This is a genomic window from Acinetobacter sp. CFCC 10889, assembly GCF_003268395.1.
Classification (GTDB): domain Bacteria; phylum Pseudomonadota; class Gammaproteobacteria; order Pseudomonadales; family Moraxellaceae; genus Acinetobacter.
The window spans coordinates 1-13,216 of the sequence record NZ_LQXQ01000077.1; the positions used below are offsets into that span (position 1 = coordinate 1).

The 13,216-nt window shown below is 35.5% G+C and carries 6 protein-coding genes, 6 pseudogenes and 1 other annotated feature; of the genes and pseudogenes, 5 read left to right on the top strand and 7 right to left on the bottom strand.

Annotated elements, in window-relative coordinates; all coding sequences use genetic code 11:
- Positions 1-16 precede the first annotated feature (16 nt).
- Positions 17-1,162 (bottom strand): annotated as a pseudogene (locus AVJ19_RS18850) (IS3 family transposase).
- Positions 1,163-1,784: 622 nt separating this feature from the next.
- Between AVJ19_RS18850 and repM the strand changes: the two are divergent.
- Complete coding sequence (repM, locus tag AVJ19_RS18855; protein ID WP_111861134.1) at positions 1,785-3,101, top strand: replication initiation protein RepM; 1,317 nt, start codon at positions 1,785-1,787, stop codon at positions 3,099-3,101.
- Positions 3,102-3,363: 262 nt separating this feature from the next.
- On the opposite strand, the pseudogene AVJ19_RS18860 reads toward repM, so the two are convergent.
- Both AVJ19_RS18860 and AVJ19_RS18865 read right to left on the bottom strand, forming a co-directional pair.
- A pseudogene (locus AVJ19_RS18860) lies at positions 3,364-4,597 on the bottom strand (IS3 family transposase).
- Positions 4,206-4,322 (bottom strand) — a sequence feature (AL1L pseudoknot). Its footprint overlaps the pseudogene before it by 117 nt.
- A gap of 25 nt (positions 4,598-4,622) precedes the next feature.
- Positions 4,623-4,901 (bottom strand): annotated as a pseudogene (locus tag AVJ19_RS18865) (transposase); the annotation flags it as partial.
- 100 nt (positions 4,902-5,001) lie between these two features.
- On the opposite strand from AVJ19_RS18865, the gene AVJ19_RS18870 reads away from it, so the two are divergent.
- Positions 5,002-5,433 (top strand): PPC domain-containing protein, encoded by a 432-nt coding sequence (locus AVJ19_RS18870; protein ID WP_111861135.1) that lies wholly within the window; start codon positions 5,002-5,004, stop codon positions 5,431-5,433.
- 410 nt (positions 5,434-5,843) lie between these two features.
- Here AVJ19_RS18870 and AVJ19_RS18875 read toward each other — a convergent pair whose 3' ends face one another.
- Together AVJ19_RS18875 and AVJ19_RS18880 are read right to left on the bottom strand one after the other, a co-directional pair.
- Positions 5,844-6,482: a glutathione S-transferase family protein gene (locus AVJ19_RS18875; protein WP_111861136.1), complete on the bottom strand. Its 639-nt coding sequence runs from the start codon at positions 6,480-6,482 to the stop codon at positions 5,844-5,846.
- Between the two features lie 16 nt (positions 6,483-6,498).
- A complete protein-coding gene (locus AVJ19_RS18880; protein ID WP_111861137.1) occupies positions 6,499-7,518 on the bottom strand; it encodes an NADP-dependent oxidoreductase in 1,020 nt (339 codons plus the stop codon).
- A gap of 145 nt (positions 7,519-7,663) precedes the next feature.
- Here AVJ19_RS18880 and AVJ19_RS18885 point away from each other — a divergent pair.
- The 3 pseudogenes from AVJ19_RS18885 to AVJ19_RS18895 all read left to right on the top strand — a co-directional run.
- Positions 7,664-8,262 (top strand): annotated as a pseudogene (locus AVJ19_RS18885) (TetR/AcrR family transcriptional regulator).
- A gap of 145 nt (positions 8,263-8,407) precedes the next feature.
- Positions 8,408-9,370 (top strand): annotated as a pseudogene (locus AVJ19_RS18890) (IS5 family transposase).
- A gap of 54 nt (positions 9,371-9,424) precedes the next feature.
- Positions 9,425-10,086 (top strand): annotated as a pseudogene (locus AVJ19_RS18895) (RNA-guided endonuclease InsQ/TnpB family protein); the annotation flags it as partial.
- A gap of 37 nt (positions 10,087-10,123) precedes the next feature.
- On the opposite strand, the gene AVJ19_RS18900 reads toward AVJ19_RS18895, so the two are convergent.
- Both AVJ19_RS18900 and AVJ19_RS18905 read right to left on the bottom strand, forming a co-directional pair.
- Positions 10,124-11,479 (bottom strand): hypothetical protein, encoded by a 1,356-nt coding sequence (locus tag AVJ19_RS18900; RefSeq protein ID WP_111861138.1) that lies wholly within the window; start codon positions 11,477-11,479, stop codon positions 10,124-10,126.
- An 824-nt stretch (positions 11,480-12,303) separates the two neighbouring features.
- Positions 12,304-13,126 (bottom strand): IS5 family transposase gene (locus AVJ19_RS18905; RefSeq protein ID WP_085064288.1). Its coding sequence is split into 2 segments (ribosomal slippage): positions 12,304-12,744 and positions 12,746-13,126, totalling 822 coding nucleotides; the frame shifts between segments, so codons are not numbered across the junction.
- Positions 13,127-13,216 lie beyond the last annotated feature (90 nt).

Sequence of the window (13,216 nt, forward strand, 5' to 3'; positions counted from 1 at the left end):
AATAGCCACCAAAATTCTAGACATACATAACCATCTTTTGATAGGCCTTTTCATAATCTAATGGAGAACGCTGACCATTGGAACCATGTCTGCGTTTTGAGTTATAGAACATTTCTATATATTCAAAGATATCCGACCTTGCTTCAGTTCTTGTCACATAGATTTTCTTCTTGATCCTCTCTCGCTTTAACAGCTGAAAAAAGCTCTCAGCAACAGCATTATCATAGCAGTTTCCACGCCGACTCATACTGCTTTCAAGGTTGTGATGCTTGAGAAATGTCTGCCATTCATCACTGGTGTATTGGCTACCTCGATCAGAATGAATCAGGACTTTGTTTTTTGGGCTTCTTCGCCACAAAGCCATCAGTAGAGCATCTAAAACCAGATCTGTTGTGATTCTCGACTTCATAGACCAGCCAACGACTAGCCGTGAGAAGAGGTCGATTACTACTGCAAGATACAATCATCCTTCATGAGTGCGAATATAAGTGATTTCAGTCACCCACAACTGGTTGGACTAGGTGGGGTTAAACTGTCTGTCTAAAGTATTTCGAGCCACAATGGATGGAGTACTAACATTAGCTCTAGGTTTGCAATAGCCATGCTGTGACTGGAGACTATTCGCCTTCATGAGTGATGTACTCGATTGATACCGCAAATTTCGCCAACATCTTTCAAATCACAATGAATCTTGCGATAACCGTAGACTCCGCCAGATTCCAACCAGAACTGTTTAATTAATCATGAAAGCTGTTGCAGCTTCCTCGCAGTTATACTGGTGGGTGTCTTTAACCAGGCGTAATAACCACAGTGATGAAAATCTAATGTTGAACATAAACGACGAACAGACCATATATGTTGGTTGTCCCGAATAAAGGCGTACCTCATTTGGACTGGCTTGCGAAGTACACCGAGGCCTTTTTTAATATGTCCCTTTCTTCAGTAACCCTTTGCAGCTTTTTTTTAATTTCGCTAATTCTGTAGTTGGATCACTAGATTCTGTTGTCTTGGGCTGCTGTGGATCATAACGTTTGATCAAACCATACAGACTATGTGTAGTGGTTCCTAAACGTGTGGCAACTTCAGCCACACTATGACCTTTTTCAGTGACTTGTTTTACTGCTTCAATTTTGAATTTTTCAGGGTATCGTTTACTGCTCATAAGTACCTTGTTAATTAGCCATTTTATCTAACTAAAAGGTGTCTACAAAATCTGTGTCTATTCAATTTATCCAATAAATTCAATTTGATAATTCATTTTTATTTTAGAAAGTAATGATTTTTTATAGATAGAATAAAATTCTTATTTAATTTTATAAATTCATCTATGATTTATTACTAATTTTTTTAACAGTTTTAATTTTATAAGACGACATTTTCATAGTTAAATTTTCCAACCTTAGCTTTTATAATAATTGATGATTTTTTGCTTTTTAAAAGATTTAAATTTTAAAAAAAATATATTTATTAAAAAAAATTGTTTTATTTTTTGTTTTAATAAATTTTGTTTTATTTTTTGTTTTAATAAATTTTTAATTATTGATTTTTAATGACTTTATTAAGGTTAAGACGACATTTTCATAGTTATAAGACGACATTTTCATAGTTATAAGACGACATTTTCATAGTTATAAGACGACATTTTCATAGCCTAAAAACGACATTTTCATAGTTATAAGACGACATTTTCATAGCTTAAGACGACATTTTCATAGTCACTATATTGATATAAGACGCAATTCTTGATAGCCTGCGTCATATATACTAAAGACGAGCAACATAATATGTTGGATAACGATAAAATCGTAAAAAGTAATTCTTTGATTAATGCTCGATACCAAATGGAATTATCAGAACATCGTCTTATGTTGGTAGCAATTGTAAAGACACGAGGGACAAACAAAGGCTTTGATAAGGAAAATCCTGTAGAGATCGCTGCAAAAGAATATGCTGAATTTTTTAATATAGCCCCTGATAATGTTTACAGCATGATGAAAGATGCTCAGGATAAATTAAAAAGACGTACTTTTGATTACTCTGAAGTCTATAAGGGAAAATATACCGAGCATGTGAGTGAACCTATTTTTATCAGATCATCTTATGTTGATAGTCTAGGATTAATTCGTTTATCATTTTCTCCTTCTATTCGTCCTTTAATTTCTGAACTAGAAGGAAAATTTACAGAATATGAATTAATGCAGATTAAAGAACTTACAAGCCAATATGCTATACGTTTATATGAGTTGTTGATCCAATGGCGAACGGTTGGAAAAGTACAGGAAATACCATTGGATGACTTTCGACTCAAGCTTGGTGTTGGTAAGAAAGATTATGAGCGTTTTTATGATCTGGAAAAAAGAGTCATTGATGTTGCGATTAATCAGGTGAAAAAACACACTGATATTAAAAATATAAAGATGGAAAAACACAAAAATGGACGTGTTATACGTGGTATATCATTTACTTTTACAGCATCTTTTAAGAAAGAAAGAGATGTAATATCTGAAATACCATTATCTCAGGAAAAGTCTAAAATTATTTTAAATGATAAACAGGCAAATTTATTTGCAAGTATGATTGCAAAAAATGTTTGTGATTGTATTGAAGGGTTTGGTTATTTAAATAACATAGTTGATTCTAATCAAAATGAAAAATTACTTGCTAAAAAAATCGAAAATGATTTTAAAAATGGTGATGTTGACCAGTATGAAAAAGCATTAATTTTATGTGGTTTCATTGATCATAGTTATAAGAAAAAAGCTAAATCAACTGAGCAAGAAATAGGAGAAAAGCCATTAGTATCTCAAGATGCGCCTATAACTAAACCTAAAAATACGAGAACAAAAAAATCAACAGAAAAAACTTCTATAAAGTCGATAGAAACGCCATCTATTAGTGATGTATTTATCACTGAAGAAAAGCGTATTGAAAAAAATACTTATGATATACCTTCGCATGTTATGGAGAGATATATTATTAATGGGGGCACAATGACAGAAGCTGAATTAATTGCCTGTGCAAAAGAAGAAAAAAAGCCTTCTGTTTCATTTGTAATGAGAGAAATTGGTGTTTTGATTGAAAAGAAAAAACAAAATAAATAGAGATCGTTAATATTTTATAGCATGTATTTGTGACGGCGTGATCTGATATGAGCGCAAAATGAACTCTTACCTAGACACCCATTTTTGTGTTAGTTGGATATAAAAATGAATACATAATTTGATCTAACTGCTGAACTGAAAAAGAAAATATTTAATTTAGATATTGAAAAAATGAGATGCAATTTCTTATTTGTATAGATGCAATTTTTATAAAAATTGTGTTTGAACCGTACTGGGTTTATCGGAGACTTTTTTATTTAAGTTAGGCCACCTGACCTAACGGTCTCATCTTATCATAGTACATTGCTTCAAACTCAAATGGCGATACATAACCTAGAGCACTATGTACACGCTTTTTATTGAACCAATCCACCCAGTTTAATGTCGCAAGTTGTACATCTACTAAACCTTGCCAATCTGCTTTTAGATATTCAATCACCTCTGTTTTATATAAGCCATTCACCGTTTCAGCCAAAGCATTATCGTATGAATCACCAGTCGTACCAACTGATGCTCGTAAATTTGCTGCTTCTAAACGATTGGTATAGCGAATGGAAAGATATTGCACACCTCTATCGGAATGATGAATCATGTGCTTTGGCATGCCTCGATCATGTAATGCTTGCTCCAATGCATCGAGCACCATATCTGTATTCATTCGTGTAGATACTTTCCATCCAACAATGGCTCGTGAGAACACATCAATAATAAAGGCGGTATACACCCAGCCTGAATTGGTTCGAACATACGTGAAGTCAGCGACCTGAGAAGCACTGCTTCGCAAGGGTTTGGATAATCAGCAGTAAAATTGCGTTTCACCAAGTCAGGTGCACGCTTTTGATCATCTCGGCTACGAGTAGTTTGTTTATTCTTACCGCGCCAAACACCTTGTATGCCTAGATTTTGCATTAATCGAGCAACCGTACAGCGTGCAACAATATAGCCTTCACGTTTCAATTGTTGCCAGACTTTACGTACACCATATCGACCCGAACTTTCTTTCCAAATTCGTTTCACTTGTTCAGCATGATGCACGTCATGTAAATCGCGTTTTGAGCGCTTTTCTGGGTTCTCGGTCAGATCCAACTGTCGGTAATAGGTCGATGGTGCAATCGGTAAAATTTTAAAGATTGCCTCAACACCATATAGGTCTTTATTGTTATGGATGAAATCCACCATTATTTGTGTGGGCGGTCGAGCTCCGCCTGGGCGAAAAAAGCAGCTGCTTTACGTAGAATTTCGTTAGCGCGTTGCAGTTCTTTATTTTCACGTTCCAGTTGTTTTATGCGTTCTTGATCTGAAAGATGCTGTACTTTAACTGGATTTTGTTGATCCAAATATTTTTGATGCCAAACACGGAGTGTTTCAGGGGTACAACCTATCTTGGGAGCAATAGCAGTGATTGCAGCCCAATTTGATGGATAATCTTTTTCGGATTCAATAACAAGTTGAACCGCTCTTTCCTTGATTTCAGGGGTATAGTTTGATTTTTTCATCGGAGTAGTTTCTCAGAATGTTGAGTCTCCGACAAACTCGGTACGGTTCAGTCCAATCTAATCTACAAAGATGCATGAGACTTTGAACAAAGCCTGTGACCATACATAAAGACAGACGGAATAGAGATTTAATCATGAGACAGCATTGGATAGCGACATCAGAATAGATTTGATTTCGACTATGTTTGCCTTTTGGTTGAGTTTTGGGATCAAACCAAATAGAGATATTTCCTCGATTTATTAATGCTCTGTTATAAGAAAACCAATGGGTTGTACGATAGATTTTAGGTGTGGGCTTATTCATTTGAGAATTATAATGTTGAATAAGCCCTTAACTGTAGGTTTGTGCAACAAAGCCACTTATATTACTATGTCAGGGGCGATGCAAGAATTAAGGTAACCTTGTGAAAATAGCGAATACGAAATTACTAGCTGGTACTTTTATGGCCCTAACTTTAACTATGCTTAGCCCTGCCGTACTTGCAAATGATAACAATGATATACGAAAGACTGTTGTAGTTAAGTTTGCAAAAAAATCTTACTCTGCAAATTATTACGGAAGGATAGATGGATACAAGTATGATTCCTACAAATTTTATGCTAAAAAAGGGCAAAAGTTAAAAGTGAGGTTGACTGGAGGAAATGTTGAAACTTACTTATGGGGTAATCAATTAAAAGACTCAATCAATCTTGGAGAATATTCTCCAGAGCTTGATGATAATGGTATTTATATTTTACCTGCTTCAGGTGAGTATGAAATTAGAGTATTACAACCTAGATCACAGGCAAGAAAAGATAAAAAACCTCAATACTGGATGAGTATTAACATTAAATAAAGACTTGCTAGATTCGTTTAAACTTTTATACAAGGGTTCAAAAACTATTGCCAGTTAAACGGGGCCTGATTTTTACGTGTATGTGTTTATGTTAGTAAAATGATGCAGTTTACTTGTTTAATACCCTGAGGAATAATTTAATCTTGCTGTGCGTTAGTCACGTTTCTTTCAAAAGTTGATTATATCTTTCAGCCTAAACGTCGTGATATTCAAACTCTTCTGATAGGAATTTGCAGTGAAAGAATAGGCGAAACTTGTCTTAAATAATGGTAATTCCTTATCTTTAAAATAGAGAACGCCCGATGAAATTCATTGGACGTTTAATTTAAATAAGTGTCAGCTTATTTTTAAGTAGATTTACTTGAAAATCACGATTGTTTTTCTAAATTGCCTTTAAAAAATCAATCTTGCTATTTTTGACTTTTCACACCATTTTGTTCAATTTGTACTGCGGCTTGCCAGCTAGGTAGTTGGCTTAAACCTGCTACATAACGTTGGATATGAGGATAATTTTCACCTTGTCCCATATGATGAACTAAAGCATGTAGTCCAAAGCCCATCATAAAGTCAGCACCGGTTAAACGGTCTGCCACTAGAAATTCTTTATCTTTTAAATATTCATTTAAATAGCTAAATACTTTATTGAACTCAACTTGAGTATAATTTTCTAGAAATACCAACTTCGTGCCCTGCTTGGTTTCTATCGCATTAAACGTTTTTAACAAAAATGGCAGCATGGCAGAGCTTTCTGAGAAATGAATCCACTGTAGATAATCGACATAGGTAGGTTCATCCATATCTGGTGCTAAATGCGGCGCAAGTTGCTGAATTAATAACTCAACGATTGCGCCTGACTCTGCAATAACTTTGCCATCCCATTCCAATACTGGAGATTTCCCTAAAGGATGAATGGTTTTTAAAGAGTCAGGGGCCAAATGCGTGTTTGAGTCACGATAATAGCGTTTCAGCTCATAAGGCTGCTTGATTTCTTCAAGTAACCACAAAATGCGAAAAGAACGTGATTGATCTAAATGATGTAGTATAATCATGATAATTCCTATTTTTTTAAATTTTTACAACCACTTTGCCAAAGTTTTCGCCTTTCAACATACCATTGAAAGCATTGATCGTGTTATCTAAACCTTGCACCATATGCTCTTTATATTTGATTTTTCCGTCTTTCAACCATTCAGACATTTGCTGATAGAATTGCGGATACTGACTGCCATAATCATCAAAAATAATAAAGCCTTGCATGCGAATACGCTTTTTTAAAAGGGTGGAAATAAAGCCCGGTAAACGGTCTGGGCCTTGTGCTTGCTCGGTAGCGTTATACTGGGAAACCACACCACACACCGGTACACGTGCCGCAGAGTTAAGCAATGGCCATACCGCATCAAACACTTTACCCCCTACATTCTCATAATAAATATCAATACCGTTGGGAACAGCTTGTTGTAATTGTTCTGCAAAATTTTCATCATGATGATTGATACAAGCATCGAAGCCGAATTCTTCTACTGCATAACGGCATTTTTCAGCCCCACCTGCGACGCCAACCACGCGACAACCTTTAAGTTTGCCAATCTGTCCAACCGTAGCACCAACAGGTCCCGTTGCAGCGGCAACGACCAAAGTTTCACCAGCTTTAGGCTGACCAATGTCCAACAACCCCATATAAGCAGTAAATCCTGGCATTCCCAAAATACCTAATGCCCAAGATGGATGTTCAGGTTGCATACCTAAGCTTTGACATGCAGTCCCATTAGAAATTGCGTAGCCCTGCCAGCCATTTCCGGAAAGAACCCACTCGCCTTCTTTGAATTTTGGGTTTTTAGAGGCCACCACTTGACTGACTGTTCCACCGACCATCACTTCACCAATTTCAACCGGTGCCGCATATGAAGGAGCATCACTCATGCGACCACGCATATAAGGATCGAGTGACAAGTAAATGGTTTTCAACAATATTTCACCCTGTTTAAGTTCATTGAGCTCAACTTGCTCAATACGAAAATCGCTGTGTTTTGGCTCACCCACTGGCCGTTTAGCTAAAACGATGCGTTGATTAATAACTGTTTTCACAAATATAACCCCATGTTTTATTTAGAAATATTTCTCTTTACAATCAAAAATTATGATTGAAATTTCTTTACATCCATTGTAGATGAGTTATAATAAAAAACAATACGACTGGTCTATTTTTTTTACAATAGAGTAAATAATTAATATGAAGCCTACTCCTATTAAAAAGTCTGAAGCGAAGCGCTTACACATTCTTAACACCAGTTCAGACCTGATTTTGCATAAAGGTTTTACCGGTGTAGGATTACAGGAAATTTTACAGAGCTGTGAGATCCCTAAAGGCTCGTTTTATCATTATTTCCAATCCAAGGAAGCTTTCGGATGTGAATTGGTACAGCATTATGTAGATAATTATCAAGTCCGTTTAAATGATGTATGGCGTAGTGATAAATCCCCTTATCAAAAGCTGATTGAGTATTTTAATTTATGGATAGAAGATCCTGAAACACAGTGTGGTTGGGCGGATAGCTGTTTAATTGTGAAACTTGCCGCAGAAGTTGCCGATCTATCTGAAGATATGCGCTCCATTATGTCCGCTGGCGTCGATGATGTAATCGAACGTATTGCTGGTTTAATTGATTTGGGAAAACATGATCAGTCTATCCAAGCAGATACTGAGGCCTCGACGTGGCACAAGTACTTTACCAAATGTGGTTAGGTGCAGCATTATTGAGTAAGTTGCAAAAAGATAAAACACCACTACATCAAGCTCTGAGAGCAACTAAATTTCTATTAAAAAATTGAATATTCATAAAAATTAAATTAAATATCAATAATAGCAGTCCAATGATTACTTATTAATGTGTTGCTATTAGATCAGTTTGCAATCCATGAGGGCTTTGTTGCACAAACCTACAGTTAAAGGCTTATTCAACATTATAATTCTCAAATGAATAAGCCCAGACCTAAAATCTATCGTACAACCTATTGGTCTTCTTATAACAGGGCATTAATAAATCCAGGAAATATTTCTATTTGGTTTGATCCCAAAACTCAATGGTACGCTCAACCAAAAGGCAAACATAGTCGAAATCAAATCTATTCTGATGTCGCTATCCAATGCTGTCTCATGATTAAATCTCTATTCCGTCTGTCTTTACGTATGGTCACAGGCTTTGTTCAAAGTCTCATTCATCTCTTTAGATTAGATTGGATAGCCTCGAATATCAGCGATATTCGTATTCCACTATTTGTAGAGGACAAAAGCATATTGATATTGCGATTAACTATCAAAAAAGCAGTAATGGTCTCTATCTACTCGTTGATTCTACTGGCTTAAAGTTTTTAGGTGAAGGCGAATGGAAACGTAAAAAACATCAGCCTAAATATCGTCACCAATGGCATAAATTACATATTGGTATCGATGCTGAAACCCTTCAAATACGTGCTATTCAGCTCACAACCAACAATGTGAGTGATTCACAGGTGCTTGGTGATTTACTAAATCAGATTCCACAAGAAGAACAGATTGACTCCGTCTATACTGATGGGGCTTATGACACCAAGCAATGCCGTCAGGTCATCACAGAGCGACAAGCGCATGCGGTGATTCCACCAAGAAAAAATGCAAAACCTTGGAAAGATACAAAGACCAGCTCGCTAGAGCGAAATAAATCACTTCGAACAGTTAAACGTTTTGGCAGGACACTATGGAAAAACTGGTCAGGCTATCATTGCCGAAGTTTGGTCGAAACCAAAATGCATTGCATCAAATCTTACGAAACAGTGTTTCTCAGGCGATAAACTCAGTGCAAGAAATTTCCAAAGCCAAGTCAAAGAGATGCATGCACGTGTGGCAGTATTAAATAAATTTACGGAGTTGAGTCGACCTCACACCCGAGTTGTCACTTAAATTTGGATAACTTGGGGAAAGTCTAGTTTTTGAATATTTGTGCAACAAAGCCGTTACGGACTAAGCAATTACAGCGTCAAAACAGGTTCATTTGTAGAAGATAGTCGGGGCGTTGGTATGCTTGCTTTGTGGTTGATGATATTCAACCAGTAAAAACAACAATTAAAACCTCAATAGGCATGGACTTGGGCTTAAAAGATTTAGTCACTTGTTCAGATGGCGTAAAGCTCAAAGCTCCTAAAATCTATCGACAATATGAACAAAAACTTGGCATTGCTCAACGTGCAAAAAATAAGAAGCGTATCAAAGCGATTCACGCCAAGATTAAAAATCTACGTCAAAACATGCTGCATCAATTCAGCCATAAACTGGTGAATGCCCATGCAGCAATCTTCGTTGGCAATATGCATGTCAAAGCATTAGTACAAACTAGATTGGCTAAATCAGTGCTAGATGCAAGTTGGACAACTAAGAACCATGCTCAAGTATAAATGCGAGAACGCCGGTGTATGGTATGAAGAAATTAATGAAGCGAACTACCCAAACGTGTTCGTGCTGTGGCTCACGCACCAGTAGTTTGAAAGGTAGAGGGCAGGCTTATGAATAAGAGAATGACAGTGTCGTGAGTGTGGTAGTTCATGGATCGGGATATAAATTCACTGAATATTCTTGCGCTCGGACATGAGCGTCTCGCAGGAGGAATCTACGTCTTTTAGCACGGTGAGAATGTCAATCCCCAAAAGATAGTTTTCTTTATACTAATTCTAATTGTTTAGATTTAGTCTGAGCGTAAGGCTCAGTCTTAACTGCGACAATATTTTCAAACTCATCATTCATCCAACGAGTCAACAAGTCTCTCATACGTGCGCTAGGCACATAAATATTGATTGGATTACCTTCACGAATAGCTGAACGCCATATCCATTGTACCATTTCTGAAAGAGCAAATACATCTTCGTTAACTGGGAAGCCTTTCATAGCTGAAGCCTTAACCACCATAGGGTTAGGGAAAAGATTTAAAAGGTACGCCAAATTAGTCTTGTCTTTATATTCATTCGTAGCTTTTGTATTGAATGCTAACCATTCATCTTTATAGCGTGAGCCTGCAATAAGTGAATGACATTCTTTGAAAGAAGTCCACAAACGATCACCTTTCTTAGCTTTAACTTTATTACGGAAGTAGTTATCTAAGTTTTTAGATAGTTGCTCACATAAAGCCTTTTTATTAGTCTTAAATTGACTAGAGCTTAAAGCTGTTTTTTTCGTACCTATATCATTGATAAATTTGTCATCAGAAATAGTGACTAATTCCTTAATATGAGAAGGCTTGTTACCAAAACGAATTAGTTCATAATCAACACTATACGACTTCAGATACGCACTCATTTGCGAACCTTCAAACATATATGTAGCAATCCAAACTTCTTTGAAAGCTTTTAGGGTATCAATACTCAATTCCCAAACAATCAGCTTTTGATCCACATATAGGAGCTGACCAAGATCACACATAGTTGCTAGATTTTCGTATTTTGTTCCTGTTGGATCACCGCCATTATCACCAAAGTTTTCACGCTGGAAGCGTAAGGTAACATTGTCACTATCATCTAGTTTAATCCATCCTAAACGAAACAATGCTTCTAATTCAGTCGCTGTATATTCGGTATAAACGTCATAAACCTGAATTGTTTCGTCGATGACTAAAATGTAATCTTTAGCATCTTCAAGCATTGCAGGAGTCAAGTTCATAAATAGTTGGTGTGTACTAACTACATTCTCTTTGTTTTTGAGCAAGTACTGTAAGCTTTCAGCTTTGTTACCGCCTTTATAAAATGGATGTTTGAATCGTTTATTTTTAAGGGGTGCATCTGGCAGATAAGCGTAATGTACGCTGGTATCGTCTTCTGTAGTAATCAACGGACGTTTTAAGTGATCATCTTCATCATAACTTGTACCTGAAATACGATGGCATTCATCAAGTAATGGAGTGATATATAAAAAGTTTTGAGATGTTTCTGCTGTTCTAATGTTTTCTATAATTTGAGTAGTCTTACCGCTACCCATCATTGCGTCATATACTTTAAACACGGTGCTAATTTTTCCTATTTGCACGATTTCTTTTTCCTTTTGTTTTTGATTGTTCTAGAAGTTTGCCAAAGACAGAACTTCTTTCCTTAGACAGATTATACTAATTCAAGACAAATAATGTCAATAGATTGTCTTAAAGCTATATTTTTTGTCTTAAAACCCTTATTTTGTCTACTAAAGTCTTGTTTTATTTTAAATTTAAAATTGTGGATAACTAAGACAGATTTCAGTCTTGAGTTAATCCTAGAAATAGTACGGCTTTCGCCTAAATTTGATACACAAATTAAAGTGAATTTATAAAGTTTTTTTTAAAGGAGCTATGACAAATCTTTGTCTTGGGTTGGTTGTAATATGTTGAAAATAAATAAGAAAAAATAGAAAACCTTAAATCAAAAAATAAGTATTTTAGTAGCCACATACATACACCTATGCAACACCTAATCGTGATCATTTCCTGACCGCCCTCTGTAACTCTCATTGTGTAATTAATACTGGAAGTCGGTTGGTTGCTCAAACAATTACTTCAGCATAGCTCTCGTTTCACTCAGCTATACTTTGTAATGTTTCGAGCTAGATACGATCTTTATAAAATAACGAAAGACAAAATTTTGTTTTTAGAAAAAAATGTCATATTTTCAAATTTATCTTAAATAAAAAAATACATATAAATATTTAATAAATATTATAAAATTTAAAAAATAAATATGTATTTAAATAGATAACTAATCAATATTTTAATAAACAGTGAAAAGTATTCCACTTTAGGATGAAAACTCTCCACTTTAAAATATATGGTATTGTTTTTAAATAAAAAATAGTAGTTTATAATAGATCTCTTGCGAAAGTCGTTATTGCAAGTTCATCCGGTTTACCAGTGCAGCGATTAAGTTAATGCGTAAACCGAATCTTTTCCGTCTATTTCGATAGCGTTCACTTAGTATTCTAAATCTTTTCAATTGACTGTTAATGTGTTCGATTACAACTCGTATTTTTCCAATCATTTTATTGTAATTTTTCTCAGCATCAAATAAGGGTAAATTCTTCTTTTTCTTTATTGGCATCAATAATTTAAAGCCATCTTGCTCTAACCCATAGTACCCTAAATCGGTCATAACATAGTCACAATGTTTGAATTTCTTAACTGTTTTTCTTGCCAATTTAATATCATGCTGACTGCCAGACGATATATCTACTCCTATGATTTGTTTGCTCTTCGGATGATAGATCACTTGGGCTTTTAACGTATGTTTCTTCTTTTTACCACTGTAGAACTTACTCTGATTTTTTTTTTGGGCGTTCTATTAAACATTCTGTCGCATCAATAATTACCCAGTTAAATTGTTCGTCTGCTGTGGTAATGCTTCGCTTTGGCAGGGTAAAACGTCTTGATTTCATTAATGCATCTTCAACCTTTTTAATAGTTCGATTCACATTACTTTCAGCGATATGGTAATTTGCCGCCAATTCCAATTGGGTGTTGTAGCTCCGTAAGTAATTGAGTGTTAATAATAATTGATCCTCTATAGCTAAAGTATGAGGACGCCCTAATTTCTTTTTAAGTGATTCTGCTTCTTTTAAAACTTCGACCATTTCACTAAAAACTGCTCGAGGTACACCAACCAAGCGCTGGAATTCAGAATCTGAAAAACGATTTAATTTCTGATATTTCATGAAATCTATATTGAGGCAGTTTTTACTTTCGCAAGAGGTCTAATTAAATTACTATTTTTTATTAATTAAGCCAGTTATATAAAAATTTTT